The organism is Haematobacter genomosp. 1, from assembly GCF_002196855.1.
GTDB lineage: Bacteria > Pseudomonadota > Alphaproteobacteria > Rhodobacterales > Rhodobacteraceae > Haematobacter.
Window position 1 is genome coordinate 69,328 of the sequence record NZ_NIPW01000024.1, and the last position, 20,493, is coordinate 89,820.

At 64.4% G+C, this 20,493-nt stretch carries 19 protein-coding genes and 1 tRNA gene; 14 read left to right on the top strand and 6 right to left on the bottom strand.

Annotation, left to right across the window (positions count from 1 at the left end; all coding sequences use genetic code 11):
• Positions 1-3: 3 nt before the first annotated feature.
• The 6 genes from gltB to CDV49_RS12550 all read left to right on the top strand — a co-directional run bounded on the left by gltB (position 4) and on the right by CDV49_RS12550 (position 9,323).
• On the top strand, positions 4-4,539 hold the full coding sequence (gltB, locus tag CDV49_RS12525; RefSeq protein WP_088215769.1) for a glutamate synthase large subunit: 4,536 nt from the start codon (positions 4-6) through the stop codon (positions 4,537-4,539).
• Between the two features lie 456 nt (positions 4,540-4,995).
• Positions 4,996-5,319, top strand: a complete 324-nt coding sequence (locus tag CDV49_RS12530; RefSeq protein ID WP_143413168.1) for a hypothetical protein — start codon at positions 4,996-4,998, stop codon at positions 5,317-5,319.
• Positions 5,316-6,413, top strand: coding sequence for a helicase RepA family protein (locus CDV49_RS12535; protein WP_088215771.1), 1,098 nt, complete (start codon positions 5,316-5,318; stop codon positions 6,411-6,413). Before CDV49_RS12530 ends, CDV49_RS12535 begins: the two co-directional genes overlap by 4 nt.
• 619 nt (positions 6,414-7,032) lie before the next feature.
• Positions 7,033-7,293: a hypothetical protein gene (locus CDV49_RS12540; protein ID WP_088215772.1), complete on the top strand. Its 261-nt coding sequence runs from the start codon at positions 7,033-7,035 to the stop codon at positions 7,291-7,293.
• Positions 7,294-7,467: 174 nt separating this feature from the next.
• Positions 7,468-8,142, top strand: coding sequence for an HK97 family phage prohead protease (locus CDV49_RS12545; RefSeq protein ID WP_088215773.1), 675 nt, complete (start codon positions 7,468-7,470; stop codon positions 8,140-8,142).
• On the top strand, positions 8,139-9,323 hold the full coding sequence (locus tag CDV49_RS12550; protein ID WP_088215774.1) for a phage major capsid protein: 1,185 nt from the start codon (positions 8,139-8,141) through the stop codon (positions 9,321-9,323). The genes CDV49_RS12545 and CDV49_RS12550 overlap by 4 nt, the downstream gene beginning before the upstream one ends.
• 557 nt (positions 9,324-9,880) lie before the next feature.
• Here CDV49_RS12550 and CDV49_RS12555 read toward each other — a convergent pair.
• Together CDV49_RS12555 and CDV49_RS12560 are read right to left on the bottom strand one after the other, a co-directional pair.
• A complete protein-coding gene (locus CDV49_RS12555; RefSeq protein ID WP_088215775.1) occupies positions 9,881-10,633 on the bottom strand; it encodes a DUF3800 domain-containing protein in 753 nt (250 codons plus the stop codon).
• On the bottom strand, positions 10,633-10,863 hold the full coding sequence (locus CDV49_RS12560; RefSeq protein WP_218821965.1) for a helix-turn-helix domain-containing protein: 231 nt from the start codon (positions 10,861-10,863) through the stop codon (positions 10,633-10,635). The genes CDV49_RS12555 and CDV49_RS12560 overlap by 1 nt, the downstream gene beginning before the upstream one ends.
• An 86-nt stretch (positions 10,864-10,949) precedes the next feature.
• Between CDV49_RS12560 and CDV49_RS12565 the strand changes: the two genes are divergently transcribed.
• The 6 genes from CDV49_RS12565 to CDV49_RS12590 all read left to right on the top strand — a co-directional run bounded on the left by CDV49_RS12565 (position 10,950) and on the right by CDV49_RS12590 (position 14,236).
• The gene (locus CDV49_RS12565; protein ID WP_088215777.1) at positions 10,950-11,144 is read left to right on the top strand and encodes a hypothetical protein; all 195 of its coding nucleotides are present in this window, start codon (positions 10,950-10,952) and stop codon (positions 11,142-11,144) included.
• Positions 11,145-11,189: 45 nt separating this feature from the next.
• Entirely contained in the window at positions 11,190-11,993 is an 804-nt protein-coding gene (locus CDV49_RS12570; RefSeq protein WP_088215778.1) for a hypothetical protein, read from the top strand.
• A 152-nt stretch (positions 11,994-12,145) separates the two neighbouring features.
• On the top strand, positions 12,146-12,739 hold the full coding sequence (locus CDV49_RS12575) for a helix-turn-helix domain-containing protein (protein WP_088215779.1): 594 nt from the start codon (positions 12,146-12,148) through the stop codon (positions 12,737-12,739).
• Complete coding sequence (locus tag CDV49_RS12580) at positions 12,729-12,926, top strand: hypothetical protein (RefSeq protein WP_088215780.1); 198 nt, start codon at positions 12,729-12,731, stop codon at positions 12,924-12,926. Before CDV49_RS12575 ends, CDV49_RS12580 begins: the two co-directional genes overlap by 11 nt.
• Before the next feature lie 60 nt (positions 12,927-12,986).
• A complete protein-coding gene (locus tag CDV49_RS12585) occupies positions 12,987-13,166 on the top strand; it encodes a hypothetical protein (RefSeq protein WP_088215781.1) in 180 nt (59 codons plus the stop codon).
• A gap of 290 nt (positions 13,167-13,456) precedes the next feature.
• On the top strand, positions 13,457-14,236 hold the full coding sequence (locus CDV49_RS12590) for a tyrosine-type recombinase/integrase (protein ID WP_256947329.1): 780 nt from the start codon (positions 13,457-13,459) through the stop codon (positions 14,234-14,236).
• Positions 14,237-14,256: 20 nt separating this feature from the next.
• Here the strand turns inward: CDV49_RS12590 and CDV49_RS12595 are convergent.
• Positions 14,257-14,331 (bottom strand) — tRNA-Glu (locus CDV49_RS12595).
• A 165-nt stretch (positions 14,332-14,496) separates the two neighbouring features.
• Here CDV49_RS12595 and CDV49_RS12600 point away from each other — a divergent pair.
• Together CDV49_RS12600 and CDV49_RS12605 are read left to right on the top strand one after the other, a co-directional pair.
• On the top strand, positions 14,497-16,926 hold the full coding sequence (locus tag CDV49_RS12600; protein ID WP_088215856.1) for an ATP-dependent helicase: 2,430 nt from the start codon (positions 14,497-14,499) through the stop codon (positions 16,924-16,926).
• 39 nt (positions 16,927-16,965) lie between these two features.
• The gene (locus tag CDV49_RS12605; protein ID WP_088215783.1) at positions 16,966-17,649 is read left to right on the top strand and encodes a M48 family metallopeptidase; all 684 of its coding nucleotides are present in this window, start codon (positions 16,966-16,968) and stop codon (positions 17,647-17,649) included.
• A gap of 604 nt (positions 17,650-18,253) precedes the next feature.
• On the opposite strand, the gene CDV49_RS12610 is transcribed toward CDV49_RS12605, so the two are convergent.
• The 3 genes from CDV49_RS12610 to CDV49_RS20495 form a co-directional block, all read right to left on the bottom strand.
• Complete coding sequence (locus CDV49_RS12610) at positions 18,254-18,799, bottom strand: RSP_2648 family PIN domain-containing protein (protein ID WP_088215784.1); 546 nt, start codon at positions 18,797-18,799, stop codon at positions 18,254-18,256.
• Between the two features lie 26 nt (positions 18,800-18,825).
• The gene (locus tag CDV49_RS12615; RefSeq protein WP_088215785.1) at positions 18,826-20,013 is read right to left on the bottom strand and encodes an RSP_2647 family RNA methyltransferase; all 1,188 of its coding nucleotides are present in this window, start codon (positions 20,011-20,013) and stop codon (positions 18,826-18,828) included.
• Between the two features lie 126 nt (positions 20,014-20,139).
• Positions 20,140-20,307, bottom strand: a complete 168-nt coding sequence (locus CDV49_RS20495) for an RSP_7527 family protein (protein ID WP_179209195.1) — start codon at positions 20,305-20,307, stop codon at positions 20,140-20,142.
• Positions 20,308-20,493 lie beyond the last annotated feature (186 nt).

Genomic DNA, 20,493 nt, shown 5'->3' on the forward strand with positions numbered 1-20,493 from the left:
GCCATGACCAAGTATGATGCCGCCTGGGTCGCAGCCGAGGAAGCCAAGCGCAAGTGGATGGCGGAGAACTCGCTCTACCGCGAGGAGGATGAACATGCCTCCTGCGGCGTGGGGCTCGTCGTCTCTGTGGAGGGCAAACCCACCCGCCGCGTCGTGCAGGCGGGGATCGACGCCCTGAAGGCCGTCTGGCACCGGGGCGCGGTGGATGCGGACGGCAAGACCGGTGACGGCGCGGGCATCCATGTGCAGATCCCCGTGCCCTTCTTCTACGACCAGATCCGCCGCACCGGCCATGAGCCGGACATGTCGAAGCTGGTCGCTGTCGGGCAGGTGTTCCTGCCGCGGACCGATTTCGGCGCGCAGGAACGCTGCCGGACCATCGTGGAGACCGAAGTGCTCCGCATGGGGCACTATATCTATGGCTGGCGGCACGTGCCGGTGAACACCGCCGTTCTGGGCGAGAAGGCCAACGCCACCCGGCCCGAGATCGAGCAGATCCTGATCCGCTGCGAGAAGGACATCGACGAGGAAACCTTCGAGCGCGAGCTCTACGTGATCCGCCGCCGGATCGAGAAGGCCGCCATCGCCGCGCAGATCTACGGCGTCTATCTCTGTTCGCTGTCCTGCCGGTCGATCATCTACAAGGGCATGATGCTGGCCGAACAGGTCGCGGAATTCTATCCCGACCTGAAGGACGAGCGGTTCGAGAGCGCCTTCGCCATCTATCACCAGCGCTATTCCACCAACACCTTCCCGCAATGGTGGCTGGCCCAGCCGTTCCGCATGCTCGCCCATAACGGCGAGATCAACACCCTCAAGGGCAACGTCAACTGGATGCGGAGCCACGAGATCCGCATGGCCTCCTCCGCCTTTGGCGAGATGGCCGAGGATATCAAGCCGATCATTCCCGCCGGCACCTCCGATTCGGGGGCGCTGGATGCGGTGTTCGAGCTCATGGTGCGCGGCGGGCGCAATGCGCCGATGGTCAAGACCATGCTGGTGCCGGAGGCCTGGTCCAAGGCCACGACCGACATGCCGCAGGCCTGGGCCGACATGTATGCCTATTCCAACGCGGTGATGGAGCCGTGGGACGGCCCGGCGGCGCTCGCCATGACGGACGGCCGCTGGGTATGCGGCGGGCTCGACCGCAACGGTCTGCGTCCCATGCGCTATGTGGTGACGGGCGACGGCCTGCTGATCGCGGGGTCCGAAGCCGGCATGGTGCCGGTGGACGAGGCCACCGTGGTGGAGAAAGGCGCGCTCGGCCCCGGCCAGATCATCGCGGTCGATATGGGCGAGGGCAGGCTCTACCACGACCGGGAGATCAAGGACAAACTCGCCGCTTCCGCCCCGTTCGGGGAATGGGTGGATAAGGTGACCGCGCTCAACGACATCATGCGCGATCTGCCGGAGCAGGCGCTTCATTCCGGCGCGGACTTGCGCCGCCGCCAGATCGCCGCCGGCTATACGCTGGAGGAGCTGGAGCAGATCCTTGCCCCCATGGCGGAGGACGGCAAGGAGGCGCTGGCCTCCATGGGCGATGACACGCCGCCCGCGGTGCTGTCGAAGATCTACCGCCCGCTCTCGCACTTCTTCCGGCAGAACTTCAGCCAGGTGACCAACCCGCCCATCGACTCGCTCCGCGAGGAGCGGGTGATGTCGCTGAAGACCCGGTTCGGCAACCTGAAGAACGTGCTGGATCAGGACAGCTCGCAGACCGAGATCATCGTGCTGGAAAGCCCGTTCATCGCGAACGGGGAGTTCGCGGAACTGCTGCGCCAGTTCGGCCAGAACGTCGGCGTCATCGACTGCACCTTCCCGCGCGACGGCGGCACGGAGGCGCTGAAGCTCGCGCTCGACCGTATCCGTTCGGAGGCGGAGGATGCGGTGCGGTCCGGCGCGTCGCATATCGTGCTGACGGATGAGCATCAGGGCGTGGACAGGATCGGCATGCCGATGATCCTCGCCACTTCGGCGGTCCATTCCTGGTTGACCCGCAAGGGCCTGCGGACCTTCTGCTCCATCAACGTCCGCGCGGCGGAATGCATCGACCCGCATTACTTCGCGGTGCTGATCGGCGCCGGTGCGACGACGGTGAACCCCTATCTGGCGGAGGATTCCATCGCCGACCGGATCGAGCGCGGTTTGCTCGACACCACGCTGATGGAGGCGATGCGCAACTACCGCCATGCCATCGACCTCGGCCTGCTGAAGATCATGGCGAAGATGGGGATCTCCGTCATTTCCTCCTATCGCGGCGGCCTGAACTTCGAGGCGGTGGGCCTGTCCCGCGCGATGGTGGCGGAATACTTCCCCGGCATGAACAGCCGCATCTCCGGCATCGGCCTACACGGCATCCAGATGAAAGTGGAGGAAATCCACGCCAAGGGCTTCCTCGGCGGGGCCGACGTGCTGCCCATCGGCGGCTTCTACAAGGCGCGCCGCTCGGGCGAGAAGCACGCCTGGGAAGCGCAGACCATGCACCTGCTGCAAGCCGCCTGCGACCGGGCGTCCTATGAGCTGTGGAAGCAGTATTCCGCGGCCATGCGCTCCAACCCGCCGATCCATATCCGCGATCTGCTCGACATCAAGCCGCTGGGCAAGCCGGTGGCGATCGAGGAAGTGGAGAGCATCACCTCCATCCGCAAGCGGTTCGTCACACCGGGCATGTCGCTGGGCGCCCTGGGCCCGGAGGCACACAAGACGCTGAACATCGCCATGAACCGGATCGGCGCGAAATCCGACTCGGGCGAGGGCGGCGAGGATCCGGCGCATTTCCTGCCCGACGCGAACGGGGACAACCCGTCGGCCAAGATCAAGCAGGTGGCCTCCGGCCGATTCGGCGTGACCGCCGAATACCTCAACAACTGCGAAGAGCTTGAGATCAAGGTCGCGCAGGGGGCGAAGCCGGGGGAGGGCGGCCAGCTTCCCGGCATGAAGGTGACGGAACTGATCGCACGGCTCCGGCACTCGACCAAGGGCGTCACGCTCATCTCGCCGCCGCCGCACCACGACATCTATTCCATCGAGGATCTGGCGCAGCTCATCTACGACCTGAAGCAGATCAACCCGCGCGCCAAGGTCACGGTGAAGCTCGTCTCCGCCAGCGGCGTCGGCACCATCGCGGCGGGCGTGGCCAAGGCCAAGGCGGATGTCATCCTGATCTCCGGCCACAATGGCGGCACCGGGGCATCCCCGGCCACCTCCATCAAGTTCGCGGGGCTTCCCTGGGAGATGGGGCTGACCGAGGCGCATCAGGTCCTCGCCATGAACAACCTGCGGGAGCGGGTGACGCTGCGCACGGATGGCGGCCTGCGCACGGGGCGCGACATCGTCATCGCCGCGATGATGGGGGCCGAGGAATACGGCATCGGTACCGCCGCGCTGATCGCCATGGGCTGCATCATGGTGCGCCAGTGCCAGTCGAACACCTGCCCGGTCGGCGTCTGCACGCAGGACGAGCGGCTGCGGGCGAAGTTCACCGGCACCGCGGACAAGGTGGTGAACCTCATCACCTTCTATGCGCAGGAGGTGCGGGAGATTCTCGCCTCTCTCGGCGCGCGGTCGCTGGACGAGGTGATCGGGCGGGCCGACCTGCTGACGCAGGTGAGCCGTGGCTCCGCCTATCTGGACGATCTGGACCTCAATCCGCTGCTGATCTCCGTCGATGACACGCACAAGTTCGTCTATGACCGGACGAAGCCGCGCAACTACGTGCCCGACACGCTGGATGCGGAGATCGTCGCCGATGGCGCGCGGTTCTTCGAGGAGGGGGAGAAGATGCAGCTCTCCTATGCCGTTCGGAACACCCACCGCACCATCGGCACCCGCGCGTCGAGCCATATCGTGCGGAAGTTCGGGATGCGGAACAACCTGCAACCCGACCATCTGACGGTGAAGCTGACCGGCTCCGCGGGCCAGTCGCTCGGCGCCTTCGCCGCGCCGGGGCTGAAGATCGAAGTGTCGGGCGATGCCAACGATTATGTCGGCAAGGGCCTGTCGGGCGGCATCGTCGTGGTCAAGCCCGCCATGGGTTCTCCGCTGGAGGCCGCAAAGAACACGATCATCGGCAACACCGTGCTTTACGGGGCGACGGATGGCTATCTCTTTGCGGCAGGTCGGGCAGGCGAGCGCTTCGCCGTCCGCAACTCCGGCGCGAAGGTGGTGATCGAGGGTTGCGGCACCAACGGCTGCGAATACATGACCGGCGGGGTTGCGGTGATCCTCGGCTCCATCGGCGCGAACTTTGCCGCGGGGATGACGGGGGGCATGGCCTATCTCTATGATCCCGAAGGCGTGGCCGGTGCCTTCATCAACGCGGAAACCGTCGTTACCGCCCCGGTGGAGGTCGCTCACTGGGAGGAGGAGCTGCGCGCCCTCGTCCAGCGCCACGTGGATGAAACCGGAAGCCGCAAGGCCGCCGATATCCTTCAGCACTGGAAGCTGGAACTGGGCAACTTCGTTCAGGTGTGCCCGAAGGAGATGCTCGTGCACCTCCCCTATCCCATCCGCCTCGCCGAAGGCGCCGCGCGCGCCTGACCAGAGGCCTGTTTCGGAAGATCAAAGGGGGCGGCGGCGCCCCCTTTTCCATTTGGCTTTCACCCTCCCGTCCCTACACCCCCGTGCGGATCGCCGGTCGGGAAAAGTCAGTCGGTGAAAGCCGGAGGCCTCCTGCCCAGACCCTGAAGGGTAGAAACGCACAACAACCGCCTCCGATCTTCTCGGAGCGGTGTCTCGTCTTCGCGATACGGAGAAAAAGTGGCAGCCCGTAGGGTTGTCGATTTTTCCTTTGAGAACAACGGCGGAAACTGTCCAACTCGGGGATCCGCCCCCCTTGATAAGCAAGACAAAAATCGGGATTTGTCCAACGCTCTGGCGGGGCCTGAACCCCTCCCGGCTGCGTCTGGTTCCTATGACCTGACCTCCCGCGAACGAGGGAAGATCGCCCAATCGCGGCGGTCGGAGCGGATGATCCGAGAGCGGCAGGCGACGGCGTTGGCTTTTGCCATCCGGGACACGCATCCCGATGATGCGCGCCAGCTGCTGACCGCCGCCCTCATCGATCTTTCCGCCGGTATGCCCCGCGTGCCCTTCGAGGACGTGCGCGAGGATGCGCGCTGGTGGTCGGGGATGGCGACACCGGCCGAACTGTTGGCCTACCTGTCCGCTGCCCTCCGGGAACTCGGTGGCAAGGCGCTGCATCGCAACCACCGTAAGCAGCTCTTCGCCGCGCTCTGGGAGAGCTTCGAGGAGGAGGATCGGCAGGCCTTCATCGCCCGAGTCGATCCGACCGGCCAGTTCCGGAGGAAGGCGCAATGAGCAACGATTTTGACAAGGTGACGCCGCTCCGGGGTGATCCTGCCAAGCTGAAGCCGCGGGCGCAGGCGCTCCTAGGCAACATCCGCCATGCGCGCGACGTCCAGCCGAAACTCGAACGGCGCTACCTCATCAAGGACGTTCTCTATGAGGCAACGCTCTCCATGGTCTACGCCCCGTCTAACGCCGGGAAGAGCTTCTTCGCCATCGACATCGCGCATCACATTTCCAAGGGCCGGAAATGGTTCGGGCGGCGCGTGAAGGCGGGCCGGGTGCTCTACATTGCGGCCGAGGGCGGTCCTGCATTTGATAACCGCGTCTCGGCGCTGGACGAGCCAGAAATGTGGGTCCTGAACAGCGCGATGACGCTCACCGGCCGGGATTCGCAAGGCGGGCCGATGGTGGAGGTGGTGCAGCACTTGGGGGCGGTGGGCGGCGAGCCTTTCGCGCTGATCGTCATCGACACGATGGCGCGGGTGATGGGCGGCAGCGACGAGAACGCCGCGCCCGACATTGCCGACCTGGTGAGGAACATGGATATGATCCGTCGCGCGACCGGCGCGCATGTCATGCTGGTGCACCACACCGGCAAGGATCAGAGCCGCGGCGCGCGGGGGCATTCCTCGCTGCGCGCGGCGATCGATACGGAAATCGAGCTGAGCCGCGATGACTTCGGTCTGATCACGGCGAAGCTCACCAAGCAGCGGGACGGAGCGACCGGCGGTGAGTTCTCCTTTACGCTGCGTCAGGTGGAGTTGGGCCGCGATCAGGATGGCGATCCGGTCACGACCTGCCTTGTCGAGCCGGCGGTGCCGTCAGAGGACGGACGCGCGGTGGTGACGGAAGCGGCGCGCAAGGCCCTGTCCGTTCTCGACAAGGCGTTGGCGGCGGAGGGCGAGATCGTCCGCAAGCCGCAATATCCCGGCGGGCGCTGCATCCCGCTGGAACGCTGGCGTGAGACCTGCCTCGAACCCGGCGTGATCTCGGATGCCGAGAGCCGGGAGGCCCGGAGCCGCACCTTCCTGAAGTGCCGGGAGCAGCTGGTAGAACGCAAGCTGATCATGGTGCGCGATGACCTCGTATGGAGGGTGGAATGACCCGGCCCGGCACCTCAGGGCCGGTTCGGGCCGGTCGGGCCGATGCATCGGCCCTACACGTCCGGGCCGGTCAGGGCCGATCCGGGCCGATTTGCGTCAACCATCTGAAATACAATGATATTGATCTCTTCCGCTTCGGGCCGGGTCAGGGCCGGCCCCAGATGCAAGGCGTTATGTGGTCCGGCCCGAGGGAGGGAGAGGGGAAACCCCCCTTTAGGGGGGTTCCCCTCCCCGTCCGGGACACGCCCGGCCCGGGATTGGCGGGCCGGTTGCCAAGCCGCGAGGGGAAGCACGGGTTTTCCTTCGATGGGTCAGGGATGCCGCGATGGCATTCGGCTGCCGGCAGCACCCCGGGGGGTGGGTCGAAAGTCTGGGAAGCGCTTCAGCCGGGACCCGCGTCCCCCTCATTCGCAGGTTTTTTTTCGCGGAGGCGTGTTTTTGGCGGGGGTGAGAGAGGGGCAAGGGTGCACTGTCGGGAGGGTCTTCAATAAAATGAAGTAAAATCAGTATATTATGATCCGTTCTCCGCTGTTCAACTGTGAGAACCGGGCCGGAACTCTGCATATTTTTCGCGGCAACAGGATTTGTGAGCCGGTGCCGAAATCGAGGAGAAAACGAGATGAAGGACACGACGAAACAGCCCGGCCCTCAGGTGCTGAAGGCTTGTGATGAGGTGGTAGAGACTGCGGCGCGGGCCATGGTGGGTCTCGGCGCTTCGCCTGAGATGGCGATCGACCGGATGCTGACCTACTGCGGCGCGAGCGTCGCCTCCTGGCACGGTTCCAGCGAGGCGGCCGACCTGTTCCGGCGCCTGGCCGACAACATCGAAGCCGGGATCTTCGCGCATCTCGACCGCACCGCCAAGCACGTGCGCCAATGACCCTTGTGCCGTTCAGCGGCGGTGCTATGGTGGCGGACGGATTGATTGGCGGCTGCACTGGTATCCGGGCAGCGAACCGACTCTCCGCCTTCGACAGCACCGGCAACCACACCGGGCGCGAGGTTCACGGCAGGCGATTTCCGCCTGTGGTTTTCCATGTCTGAGGCGGGACACATGAACCCCAAGTTTCAGAACGACCTCCGGCTCGCTCCGGCCTTCTCCTTCGAGGTGAAGGCAGAACCCACGGGCCATATCTCGGGCTACGCCAGCACCTTCGGCGGTGAGCCCGATCGCCACGGCGACGTGGTATCGAAAGGCGCCTTCGCCCGGACGCTCGATGAGCACCGGGCGCAGGGCACGCTCCCGGCCATGCTGTGGAGCCATCAGATCGAGAGTCCGATCGGCAAATGGCTGACGATCGAGGAAGACCCGGCGGGCCTTTTCGTCGTCGGGCAGATCAACCTCAAGACGGCGATGGGCCGGGAGGCTTTCGAACACATCCAGGCGGGCGACGTTGGCGCCTTCTCCATCGGCTACGTGGTGCCCGAGGGTGGGCGGCGCTATGTTGGCAAGGGCGTCTTCGCGCTCGACGAAGTGGAGCTTGCGGAAATCTCTATCGTCTCCGTGCCGGCCAATCGGCGCGCCCGGATCACCTCCGCCAAGCATATCGGCTCGAAGGCGGAGGCGATCAGCTTCCTGCGCGAAGCAGGCCTGCCGAAGGCGGCAGCCGCGCGCTTCGCCGCCGGTGGCTTCCCGGCCCTCTCCCAACCCGAAATCGACCATGACCGCGCGCTGAAGCTCGTCCAGCGGATCGAGCGCGCAACCCTCTCTCTCAGGAGTACCAAATGACCAAGCACTTTCCCCTGACGCCCGGCATTCGGGCAGCGATCGCCGCCGGCCAGCACCTGCGCCGCAAGGATGCCGCCGATCCGCTCGAACTGATCATGCAGAAGTTCGGTGACCATGCGGACGAGATTCAGCGCCAGCTGAAGAGCAATAACCAAGCCGTCGCGGGCGTGCGCGCCCAGATGGACGACATGGAGCAGAAGATGGCCCGCGGTGGCGGTGGCATGCCGTCCGCACCGGACAGCTGGGGTGAACAGTTCACCAAGGCCGATGGGCTGAAGGCCTTCTCCGACGAGGCACACACCCGACCGGGCCGCCTCAGGGTCGAGGTCAAGGCGATCACCAATGGCAGCGGCAGCGCCGGGGCCCTCGGCTGGTCCACGCTGGATCCCGAGGTTCCCCTTCTGGGACGGCGCCGGCTGACGATCCGGAACCTGATCCCCACGGTTCAGGTCTCCAGCAACCTGGTCGAGTACGCCCGCCAGGTGACGCGGCCGATCGGAGCGGCGACAGTGGCGGAGGGTGCGCAGAAGCCGGAAAGCTCGATGACCTTCGAAGGCGTGGCGCTGCCCACGCAGGTCATCGCGCACTGGGTCACGGCTTCCCGGCAGGTGCTCGATGACATCCCCTATCTTCGCAGCCTGATCGACAGCGAACTGCGCTACGGTCTGGGCGAGGTCGAGGAAGGGCAGCTGCTCAACGGCAACGGCACCTCCCCGAACCTGCTGGGCATCATCCCGCAGGCTACGCCCTTCTCTTCGCCGATCGCGCTCGCCGACATGACGCTGATCGACCAGGTGGGCGCCGCAGTGCTTCAGAACGCGCTGGCCGACTTCCCGGCCGATGGCATTGTCATGCACCCGTCCGACTGGATGCGCATTCGCCTGCTCAAGGACGCTTCTGGTTGGTATCTGATCGGCGACCCGACCGGGAATGACGTCCAGCGGCTCTTCGGGCTGCCTGTGGTGGCCACGAAGGCCATGCCGGCGGGCAACTTCCTTGTCGGCAACTTCCAGGTCGGCGCGACGATCTACGACCGCTGGGCGCCGATTGTGGAGGTTTCGACGCAGCACGCGGACTACTTCACCCGCAACCTGGTCGCGATCCTCGCGGAAGAGCGGCTGGCCTTCGCTGTGAAGCAGCCCACGGCCTTCACCTACGGCGCCTTCGACTATCCCGAGTAAGGCGCAGGGCGGGCCTCTCAGGCCCGCTCATGACGAGACAGGCAGGATGCGCCTGCGGGTCACTCCGGCTCTCGAAGCATCCCCGTCAGGCGGTGAGTGGGCAAACCCCGTCAGGCTGCGGCCTGGAGGAACTCTCGGGAGTGCAGAGAGGCCCGGCGTGATGAGTGTCGGGCCTTGGGCGTCTCGAGGGCTGACATGTATGCGGAGTTGGGACACCTGGCGTCCAGGAGATGGGTGCCGGGTTCTGAGGTGACGTCACCTTGTGCGTAGGTCGAATTCTCAAGCTCTCTTCCTTTCTCACTAAGCCCCTCAAGCCCAATAAGAACCAACAAAAGCAAGATGATGATCGATCAGTATTTTGAGGCGCAAGATATGGGGCGCGGGTGGGTTCGAAAGGCTGCGAAGACTGGGAAAGCGACAGCTCCGAGGCGCATCTTGACAAGTATTTTCAAAAGTGACTCACCGAATTCTTGCCTGAGTCACTAGCCTACGCTATATGCGTATTGCGCACGGGAGCCTGACATCTATGGCGTCGGGGCTACGGCCCCGCCCGGCGTCTAACTCCTCAGAAGATCGCGTCGGAACTTGTCCTTTGGATGATGGACGATACCATGGCCCTGAATGGTTCCATCACGCTTTCGCCTGATTCGCGGCTTGAGGATAGCGGCCAGTTCCCCATCTGTAGTTGAATAGGCGCGATGGATGGCACCGGCCACGTAATCTGCAAGCTGAATGCCAATCGAGTGGCACGAATCCTGCAGGAATAGCCCCTCAATAAACCGATTGTAACCTGAAATCACCTTGCCGGTCCCGCCGGTGAGGTTGTCGTGATGCGCGCGAAACAGCCGGTCATTGTCCCGCCCGCGATGGTCTGCGATGGTGATGCCAAGGCTCTTGTTGTCCTGCAAAAAATACTGAAACCGCTCGGAAAGCGGCTTGTAGGCGAAGTGGTAAAGCTCCTGCTGGTTCTTCACCGAGGCATATTCGAACGCAGCACCAATATCCGTGACGCATGCGATGATGGTCATTGGCGACTTCGCGATGACATGGGCGAAGCTACGGCTCAGTGCTTTGCGTTCCTCGGCACTTTTTCCGAGCATAGGGTTTTCAGCTGACGAGTTGTGTGGCGAGAAATATCGCCACTTCAGTTCACCCTTTAGCCTGTGCGAGGTGCAGAAGCCTCGCACATGATCAGCAATCCCGCGCCAGTCTGTGTCACGGATGATTACAGCGCCCAATGTGAAGTAAGGGCGCTCGGGGTTCGGTCGGGAGGGCGGGGTGCCGCTTTCGTCGATGAAGCAGAAATGCATCAGACTTTCCTCAGCCTCACTCCCGCACCGCCACCGTTCTCTGGGATGAACTGGACGCCTGCGGCTTCGAGAGCAGCCTGCAGCTTCCGCAGTGTCTCCGCCTGACCTCCCGACTGCCCATTTTCGAACCGACTGATGGTCATCGTGGAGACGCCGGACAGTTCTGCGACCTCACGCACACCCAAGCGAAGGGCGGCACGGGCCATACGGCATTGATCGGCTGTTATCATGGTATGCAAAACCGTTGACAGGGTATTCAGACTGTGTTTTGGATACAGCGTAGTAGAAACCGGATTACCTGTAAACGGAGCTCAGAATGCCGAACCTCATTTCGGCAGCCGTCCCCGGCTTGCCTTCTGCCACCCTTGCCGAGATTCACGACTTGCTGACCCTCGCGCTCGACGCGACGGAGAAGGAATTCGGCTACACCGACACCGAACGCGAGGCCCGCAGCTACACCCGCCGCGCCCGCGCCCGGATCACCAGCCTGCTGGCACCCCGCGCGATCTGACGCGCGCCCGGCTTTCTCCGACATAGCTCAAGAACGGAGCCTGTGATGAAGAACCCGATTTCCGGGACCGATCCCGGTATGCCTTCGCGCCGCGCCATCCTGAAGGGCGTCGCCGTTGCCCCGATCATCGCCCTGCCGACTGCGGCGCTGCCATTCGCTCCGCCGCCTGCCGCCCCGCAGCCTGCCGTTGCGGAGAATCCGAAGCTGCTGGCGCTGGGGGAGGAGTTGCCGCGCGTGGAGGCAGCCTATCGCGAGGCCGTCGCTGCCTGGGATGTGATGTGGCGGGAATGGGAGCCGAAATGGCCGCTCGCGCCCGATGTCTGCACCGGTCAGCGCGCGTCGTATGGGTCCGACATCGAGCGCGACCTCAGGGGCGCGGGTCTGTTCAGGGAAGGGCAAGACGAGCCCCTGCGTGTCATGTCGCTGGCGTATATGGAGTGGAACAGGGAGAGATGCCTCGAGAAGCTCGCAAAGAATGACCGGCGCAAGCGGAAGGTGTCGGCAAAGACAGTCGCCTACTGGCAGTCTGAAGTGGAGCGCATGGATCGCGCGATGCTGCTTCTGCCTGGCTACCTGGAGGAGTGCGACAGGATCAGGCGGGCCTCCGACTTTCAGACCATCAACGAGGCGCGGAATGTGGCGTCCGAAGGCGTGTTCACCTTTGCGCAAAAGGTGCTGTCCGAGCCATCCACCACGATTGCCGGAATTCGGGTCAAAGCCGAGGCGATAGCCGTGATCGGCCGCATGCGCCGCTGGGATGCCAGCATATGGAGCATGCGCTACGCCGCCGGGCCACCGGCAGAGAGCATGATCGTGATGCTGGGGAACGCGATGCTCGAGGTGGTGTGAGCGCGGGGGGCCGCGGTGGGAGATTGTTCCGGCATAGGGAGCTAGTCAGGAATTGCGTGATTCCAGGCTCAGTATAAACTTTCGATAAGTTTATCCTTCCCGGCCAGATGAATTTATTGTAAGTTCATTTAGCCATACAGGGGGATCAGTCAGTGCCGGAACTTTTTTCGCGAACTTTCACGGTGACAGAGGTTGCCGAGGCTCTAGGGGTCGACTCGAAGGATGTGCAGAATTACGCGGCCCGCGGTCTCATCGTGGGCCACAAGGGGGAAGCGCCGGCCGGCAAGGGCCGTGCGCGCGCGTTCACGTTTTTCAATGTGATGGAGATCGCGGTTGCGATCTCGCTCAAGAACTTCCTCACCATTCCGCCGATGAACGCTTTCATGATCGCGGGCCGGTTTGCCCACGGCGGCCAGGGGTTGCCGATCGAGCGGAAACCGGCGCTGCCGTTCCATCACCGTCACGGCCGCACCATTCTGGTGTTCACGGCCGATCAGGACGGGGAAATCATCTGGCGCCCAGGGGCCGACATCTTCGCTGAGGCCCGGCACGCTCTGAACGGTGCGTTGAGCTTCGGCACGGTGGACGTGAGCACGCTCTTTGAGCGTGTCGTTACGAGGCTCGGTTTCGATCCTCGTGCGGTGCTGGATGCGGCCTATCCGGGGAGCTGGGCTGACCATGCTGCTTACCAAGAAGGTCCGCTTCCCGTTTCCTTTCGACCGGATGACGTTTTTTGTGACCGATGAAATCCTGCGCGATACGGAGGCGCATACGGTCTACAAGCGGAGCCTCTTCTTGGCCGACGATGCCAGCCCGAACGGCATGAAGCTCGTGCTGCAGGAAGAGTTGGTCGATGATGGCTCTCTGTTTCTCAAACGCCGTCGTTCGCTTTGTCCGGCTCACCAGTTTGACCGTGCCAAGGGGCCTGTCTGAGGTCCCTCAATTGCAACCTTAGCCGATCAAGTGACGACTGGCGAAAATCCGGAACATTCCATGTCCTACCCTCGTGCCGCCCTCAAGCAGTCCGACCTGACCCGCTACGCGAAGGCGATGCAGGCGGCGGGCATTGCGGAGTGGCGGGTGGAGGTTCTGCCGAATGGCAAGCATGTCATCATCGCGGGGAAGGTGGATGAAGCTTTCGCCGGGCCGGATCCGGATGAGTTGCTGAAATGACCCGGAGAAAGAACCCTTATCCTGGCGTCCGAAAGAACATCGTGAAGGGCCGTATCTACTGGCGGTTCGAGGCTGGCGATTATCGGTGCAACATACCGGGTCCCTACGGCACCGCTGAGTTCAAAACGGCTTAAGAGGCCGCGCTGGCGGGGGTGAAGGCCCCCCGAAGCACCGCTGATCCTGACACGCTCGCCTGGCTTGTTGAGCAATACCTTAGCAGCTTGAAATTCCAGAACCTCTCTCCGTCGAGAAAGCGCAGTATCCGGGGCGAACTGGACTGGCTCCGGGAGATGGCCGGCAAGTACCACTATGTGCGTTTGCAGGTGCGCCACGTCGAAGCGTTGATGGCGAAGAAGACCGGCCCCGTTGCGGCGAATACAGTGAAGAAGAACCTGTCGATGCTCTTCAACTTTGCGGCCAAGAAACTTGGCTACACCGGGCCGAACCCGGCCCGCCATGCAGAGAAGATGAAGACCAATCCGGATGGCTATCACACCTGGACGGATGCGGAGGTAGATCGTTTCCTCGCGCGGCACGCTGTGGGAACGAAGGCGCGGCTGGTCCTCCTGCTGGCGCTGAATACCGGCATGTCGCGGCAGGACCTCTGCCGGGTAGGTTGGCAGCATGTGACGCATAAGGAAGGTCGCGCCCGGATCGCTTACAAGCGCGCGAAGACCTCGGTTGCGGCCGACCTGCCGATTCTGCCGGAGTTGGCGGAGGAGTTAGACAAACTTCCCTCTGACCGGATGCTGTTCATCACTCAGGACGCACGGCCGATCGGCTACAAGCCCGAGACGCTGGGCAATTGGTTTCGGGACCGTTGCGGGGAGGCCGACGTGCCTGGATCGCTCCATGGTCTGCGGAAAGCGGGGGCCACGCGCCTCGCGGATGCGGGGGCCACGAACTGGGAGATCGCCTCTTATCTCGCACATGCCGACACGAAACAGGCGGACACCTACACGAAGAAGGCGGACCGATCACGGTTGGCAGATAGCGGGTTCGCGAAGCTTGGGAGCGTGTCCAATTTCCCTGAAAAGTTGGACAGAAAGGCCGGAAAAGCCGATGAATAACAATAACTTACAGGAAAAAGTGGCAGCCCGTAGGGGAGTCGAACCCCTCTTTTCAGGTTGAAAACCTGACGTCCTAACCGATAGACGAACGGGCCACGTTTGGCGTGGGGCGGTATCTAGGGGAGGCGGCGGGGAGGCGCAAGAGGAAAAACGCAGGGAATGGAGAGATTTCTGCCGCGCAATCGCGGAACGTCGTGCGGCATGAACAGAAGGAGAACGTATCTCTTGGCGCGCGTGGACGCTTGCGCTATATCGGACCGATGAGCGAATGGGATGACGAAGCCGAGGCGTTTGAGAACGCCGCCGAAGGTCGGGGGGCCAAGGTGCCGCTCTCCCGCCGGGCGATGGCCATGCGCCCGGCGCCTTACCTCAACGATCTCAACCCCGCCCAGCGGGAGGCGGTGGAGACGCTGGACGGGCCTGTGCTGATGCTCGCGGGGGCGGGCACCGGCAAGACGAAGGCGCTCACCGCCCGCATCGTGCACATCCTGAACACCGGCCGCGCCCGGCCCGATGAAATCCTCGCCGTCACCTTCACCAACAAGGCCGCGCGGGAAATGCGGGAGCGGGTGGGCCGGCTGCTGGGCGGCGTGGGGGAGGGGATGCCCTGGCTTGGCACCTTCCACGCGATCTCGGTGCGGCTGCTCAGACGCCATGCGGAGCTGGTGGGGCTGAAGTCGAACTTCACTATCCTCGACACGGACGATCAGGTGCGCCTGCTCAAGCAGCTCATCCTTGCGGCAGGGATCGACGAGAAACGCTGGCCGGCGCGGCAGCTTGCGGGAGTGGTGGAGGGCTGGAAGAACCGCGCCCTGACACCGGACCGCGTTCCGGCTGCGGATGCGGGGGCCTTCAACCGCCGGGGGGTGGAGCTTTATTCCGCCTATCAGGACCGGCTGAAGGTTCTGAACGCCGTGGATTTCGGCGACCTGCTCATGCATGTCGTGACGATCTTTCAAAGCTATCCCGATGTGCTGGAGGGCTATCAGCGCCGCTTCCGCTACATTCTGGTCGATGAGTATCAGGATACCAACGTCGCGCAGTATCTGTGGCTGCGGCTGCTTGCCCAGGCGCATCGCAACATCTGCTGCGTGGGGGATGACGACCAGTCGATCTATGGCTGGCGGGGCGCCGAAGTCGGCAACATCCTGCGGTTCGAAAAGGATTTTCCCGGCGCGCGGGTGATCCGGCTGGAGCAGAACTATCGCTCCACGCCGCATATCCTTTCCGCCGCCTCCGGGCTGATCGAGGCGAACGAGAGCCGGCTCGGCAAGACGCTGTGGACGGATGCGGCGGATGGCGAGAAGGTCCGCGTGATCGGCCATTGGGACGGCGAGGAGGAGGCCCGCTGGATCGGGGAGGAGATCGAGGCCCTCCTCGGCACACATCGCGCGGTGGGGCCGAAGACGCTGGACGATATGGCGATCCTTGTCCGCGCCTCGCACCAGATGCGCGCGTTCGAGGACCGGTTCCTGACCATCGGGCTGAACTACCGGGTGATCGGCGGGCCGCGCTTCTACGAGCGGTTGGAGATCCGCGATGCGATGGCCTATTTCCGCCTCGCCGTCAGCCCGGACGACGATCTGGCCTTCGAGCGGATCGTGAACACGCCGAAGCGGGGTCTGGGGGAGAAGGCGCAGGCGCTGATCCAGTCCACCGCACGGGCACGGGGGCTGACGCTCGTCCGCGCGGCGAAATATCTGGTCGATTCGGGGGAGATGCGCGGCAAGGGCGGGGCGGAGCTGCGCACCCTCGTCGCCGCCATCGGGCGCTGGCATGCGGAGGCGCTGGCCCCGGCGGAGCTGCCCGACGACGCTGTGGTGGAGCCGCTGCGCGAAGGCGCGGGGCGCTCGCGCTCGCATGTAGAACTGGCGGAGATCATTCTGGACGAATCCGGCTATACGGCGATGTGGCAGAACGAAAAGACGCCCGAAGCCCCCGGACGGCTGGAGAACCTCAAGGAACTTGTGAAGGCGCTGGAGAGCTTCGACGGGCTTCAGGGCTTCCTCGAACACGTCGCGCTCATCATGGACAACGAGCAGGAGGAGGGGACGCCCAAGGTCTTCATCATGACGCTCCATGCCGCCAAGGGGCTGGAGTTTCCGGTGGTCTTTCTGCCGGGGTGGGAGGACGGGCTGTTCCCCTCGCAGCGCGCGATGGATGAGAGCGGCCTGAAGGGCCTGGAGGAGGAGCGGCGGCTGGCCTATGTCGGCATCACCCGCGCGCGGGAGCTGTGCACGATCTCCTTCGCCTCCAACCGGCGGGTCTATGGCCAGTGGCAGTCGCAGATGCCCTCCCGCTTCATCGACGATCTGCCGGAGGAGGATGTGGAGGTGCTGACCCCCCCCGGCCTTTACGGCGGCGGCTATGGTGCTGCGGGCTTTGCGGCGATGGAGGCGAAGGCGGCCTCCGCCGATGTCTACAACTCCCCCGGCTGGCGGCGCATGCAGGAACGTTCGACGCGACGCCCCATGGCGCAGCCCCGGGAATCACGGGGGCCGGTCATCGATCTGGATGCCGTGCCGCCTTTCGCCCTGGGCGACAGGGTGTTCCACCAGAAGTTCGGCTACGGCGCCGTGACCGCGGTAGAGGGCGACAAGGCCCATGTGGAGTTCGACAAGGCGGGGGAGAAGAACGTGATGTCGGCCTATCTCGTCCGGGCCGATCAGGCCGACGACGTGCCGTTCTGACGCGTTGCCGGGCATGGTTTCTGTGCCCATATTGGTCTGATGATCAAACTTCTGCCCCTTCTGCTGATGCTGGCCTATGGCTTCGTGACCTACCGCCTGTCGGTCTGGCGGTCGCGGCGGGAGCTGGACGCGCGGTCCAGCCCGCTCCGTGACCCCGATCTCGGCCGCTTCACCGACCGGATGGCGCGGGCGCTGGACCTGAAGTCGATCCCCGTACATCTTTACGATGTGCCGGTGGTCAACGGGCTGGCAGCGCCCGACGGGCGGATCTTCATCACCCGCGGGTTTTATGACAAGTTCCGGGCCGGAAAGGTTTCGGCGGAGGAGATGGCCAGCGTCATTGCCCATGAACTCGGCCATGTCGCACTTGGCCACGCCCGGCGGCGGATGATCGACTTTACCGGCCAAAACGCGATCCGCCTCGCGCTTGCGCCCATTTTGGGGCGGTTTCTGCCGGGCTTGGGGGTGGTGCTGGCGAACGGGCTGGCCTCGCTGGTCGCCGCGCGGCTGTCGCGGCAGGACGAGTATGAGGCGGATGCCTGGGCGGCGGCGCTGCTGACCCGTTCGGGCATCGGCACGGCGCCGCAGAAGGCGCTGTTCACTAAGCTGGACAAGCTGGCAGGCGGGCGCGCGCCGGTCGCCTGGCTGTCCAGCCACCCAGCCAGCCCGGACCGGGTCAGCGCCATCGAGGCGCTGGAGAAACGCTGGGTGCCACCGGCCTGACAGGAGCGGGGGCGGCAGGACAGGGCCGGTAGGCTGCGCAAAAGGTTTGGCTGACCCTTAACAGGCTGCTGAGAAAAGGTTTTTGGCCTGTGTTGGATCGGAAATCGTTCGCAATCTGACAAGATCCAGCCGGAAATCTATAGACTTCCGGGCGTTTCCGGGCCGATTTCCGGCACATAGGCATGACACTTCGGACTTTTTCAGCAACCTCTTAACAGGCTGCTGGAAAAAAGCCTCTACCTCTGCGCTGGAGCGAAAATCGTTCGCAATCTGGGGAAGTTCAGCCTGAAATCCACGCATTTCTGGTGATTCCGGGGCTGATTTTCCGATTTCCAGAGCATGGACATGACCCTTCAGAGCTTTTGTAGCAGCCTGTGGGCAGGGTGCTGGAAAGCATTCCGAGGGTGCTCCGGGGCGGAAGCCTTCTCGACATGGTTGAAAATGTCCCCGAAAATCGCAGGTTTTGGCTCGTGACCGGACCGTTTTTTGTTCAAAGCAAGTTCGGGTGGCCCACGACTTTTTCAGCGGCCTGTTAGAGCGGTGCCAAAAGCCTCCTGCGCCGCCGGAATTTGCCGGTGGACATATCCATTTCGGCACCCCGCTTTCAGGTCAGCGCCTTGCCCAGCCGGGGCAGCCGGGCCCGGCGGAGAAGGGCGCGCAGCGGCTGCTCTCGCCCGGAGATCTCCTCCGTCCGCCCCTGCACCGCCCGGACGACCCTTTCGACGTCCGCAGGATGGCGGAGCCACAGATCCATCAGGAAATCATCCGGCGCTTCGGCGCGAAGCAGATGTATCTCCAGCTCGCGGCGCGGAAAGTCCTTGAGGTTCTGGGTGAGGATCACCTCCGCCCCGCCCGCCTTGGCAGCGGCAAGAACGTGGATGTCGTCGGGATCGGGCAGGTAAAGTCCCCCCGTATCCCCTATCGTATCGCCCGCCGCGACCTCCGCCTCCGGCCAGCGGGCGTGGAGGAGCGCGATTTCCCCCCGCGCCACCACCTCCTGTCCGGGGCCGAGGCGGCGCGCGGCCAGAGCCCATTCCTCCAGTATCCGCGTCGACCAGAGCGGGGTGAACATCCCTTCCGCCGCCACCCCGGTCACGATTTCCCGCAACACCGTGGGGTAGAGGACATTGGCGTCGATCAGTACCCGCATCGCCGGCTCCGTTGGTTCAGGTCCGGTCAGTCGAGCCGGAAGAACAGCGCCTTCAGATAGCCCGACTCCGCCAGTTGCGGCATCAGCGGATGGTCCGGCCCGGCAAAGCCCGTGTGCAGCAGTTGCGCCCGCCGTCCGCTCCGCCCGATGCCCCGCACATTGGCCCCCCGGAAGGCGGCGAGATCGGCGGCATGCGAGCAGGAGCACAGCCCCAGATAGCCGCCGGGCGCCACCAGCGGCGCGGCGAGACGGGCCACGCGTTCATAGGCCCGCAGACCTGCCTCCAGCGCCTGCTTGGAAGGCGCGAAAGCCGGCGGATCGCAGACGACGAGGTCGAATTGCGCCCCCTCGGCCGCCAGCGCTTCCAGCGTGGCGAAGGCATCGCCCTGACGGGTGGCGAAGCGTACCTCCGCCCCCATGGCAACGGCGCCGTCCTTGGCCAGCTTCAACGCCGGGGCGGAACTGTCCACCGCAAGCGCCCGCTCCGCCCCGCCCGCAAGGGCTGCCAGCGAAAAGCCCCCGACATGGGAAAACACGTCCAGCACCCGCGCGCCCTTCGCCAGACGCTGGGCAAAGGCGTGGTTGGGGCGCTGGTCGAAGAACAGCCCGGTCTTCTGCCCGCCGAGCAGGTCGGCCATATAGGTCGCGCCGTTCATGGGCACCGGAACGGGCGCCTCCATCGCGCCCCGCAGCACCGTCAGCTCCTCCGGCAGCCCCTCCAGCGTCCGGGCCCGGCCCATGCCGTTGCGGATGATGGTGGTCACGCCCGTGACCTTTGCCAGCGCGGCGGAAAGCGGCCCGATCAGCGTCTCCGACCAGGCGGCGTTCGGCTGGATCACGGCGGCATCGCCGAAACGGTCGATCACCACGCCCGGCAGGCCATCCGCCTCTGCATGGACGAGCCGGTAGTAGGGCGCGTCGAACAGCGTCTCGCGGAGCGCGAGCGCCCGCTGGAGACGGGCCGCGAACCATGCCTCGTCGATAACCGCCGCCGGATCCCGGTCGATCATCCGGCAGACGATGCGCGAATTGGAATTGACCGTGACAAGGCCCAGCACCCGCCGTTCTCCGTCCTCCAGCACGGCGAGCGCACCGGGTTCCAGCCCCTTGGTGCGGCGGTCGGTGACCAGTTCGTCGGCATAGACCCAAGGAAAGCCGTGGCGGATGGCGCGGGCTTCGGCCTTCGGTTTGAGTCTGACGGTCGGGTAGGTCATGGGTTCTCCAGGTGAGTTCTCGGCGCGTCTGGGGACGGTTCGGCACAGGCCCCTCGGCATCAGGCCCCCCGGACATGCGAAAGCCCCGGAGTCTGCCGGGGCTTTTCCGTCCTCAGACGGGTTTCGTCAATGCGCGTGGTGCGCGGAACCTTGCCGGTGCAGCGGATGGGCGAGCCATGCAAACACTTTCGGCATCAGGCGGGCGATGGTCTGGGCGCGCAATTCGGACGCTTCGCGGACGATCTCGGGGACGGATTTCGGTTCGCCACGGATCTCGGTCTCAAGCAGTTTCATCGGCCTTCTCCCGTGTGGATGGTTGCGGATCGCCCTTATATAGGTCAGCAAATCTGACTTAGCTACCGCAGAAAATGTGGGCCGGATATGCAATCCGCGCATGATCCGGGAACGACATGCCACTGCGGGAGGGAATTTCCGCGCAACGGGCGCTCCGGCATGGAATTGTTAGCGTATGACAGCCAT

Bases quoted from the DNA above. Each gene is read 5' to 3' on its own strand.
- gltB (WP_088215769.1), top strand. From the start codon at position 4: ATGACCAAGTATGATGCCGCCTGGGTCGCAGCCGAGGAAGCCAAGCGC.
- CDV49_RS12535 (WP_088215771.1), top strand. From the start codon at position 5,316: ATGAGCAACGATTTTGACAAGGTGACGCCGCTCCGGGGTGATCCTGCC.
- CDV49_RS12540 (WP_088215772.1), top strand. From the start codon at position 7,033: ATGAAGGACACGACGAAACAGCCCGGCCCTCAGGTGCTGAAGGCTTGT.
- CDV49_RS12545 (WP_088215773.1), top strand. From the start codon at position 7,468: ATGAACCCCAAGTTTCAGAACGACCTCCGGCTCGCTCCGGCCTTCTCC.
- CDV49_RS12550 (WP_088215774.1), top strand. From the start codon at position 8,139: ATGACCAAGCACTTTCCCCTGACGCCCGGCATTCGGGCAGCGATCGCC.
- CDV49_RS12555 (WP_088215775.1), bottom strand. From the start codon at position 10,633: ATGCATTTCTGCTTCATCGACGAAAGCGGCACCCCGCCCTCCCGACCG.
- CDV49_RS12560 (WP_218821965.1), bottom strand. From the start codon at position 10,863: ATGATAACAGCCGATCAATGCCGTATGGCCCGTGCCGCCCTTCGCTTG.
- CDV49_RS12565 (WP_088215777.1), top strand. From the start codon at position 10,950: ATGCCGAACCTCATTTCGGCAGCCGTCCCCGGCTTGCCTTCTGCCACC.
- CDV49_RS12570 (WP_088215778.1), top strand. From the start codon at position 11,190: ATGAAGAACCCGATTTCCGGGACCGATCCCGGTATGCCTTCGCGCCGC.
- CDV49_RS12585 (WP_088215781.1), top strand. From the start codon at position 12,987: ATGTCCTACCCTCGTGCCGCCCTCAAGCAGTCCGACCTGACCCGCTAC.
- CDV49_RS12590 (WP_256947329.1), top strand. From the start codon at position 13,457: ATGGCCGGCAAGTACCACTATGTGCGTTTGCAGGTGCGCCACGTCGAA.
- CDV49_RS12600 (WP_088215856.1), top strand. From the start codon at position 14,497: ATGAGCGAATGGGATGACGAAGCCGAGGCGTTTGAGAACGCCGCCGAA.
- CDV49_RS12605 (WP_088215783.1), top strand. From the start codon at position 16,966: ATGATCAAACTTCTGCCCCTTCTGCTGATGCTGGCCTATGGCTTCGTG.
- CDV49_RS12610 (WP_088215784.1), bottom strand. From the start codon at position 18,799: ATGCGGGTACTGATCGACGCCAATGTCCTCTACCCCACGGTGTTGCGG.
- CDV49_RS12615 (WP_088215785.1), bottom strand. From the start codon at position 20,013: ATGACCTACCCGACCGTCAGACTCAAACCGAAGGCCGAAGCCCGCGCC.
- CDV49_RS20495 (WP_179209195.1), bottom strand. From the start codon at position 20,307: ATGAAACTGCTTGAGACCGAGATCCGTGGCGAACCGAAATCCGTCCCC.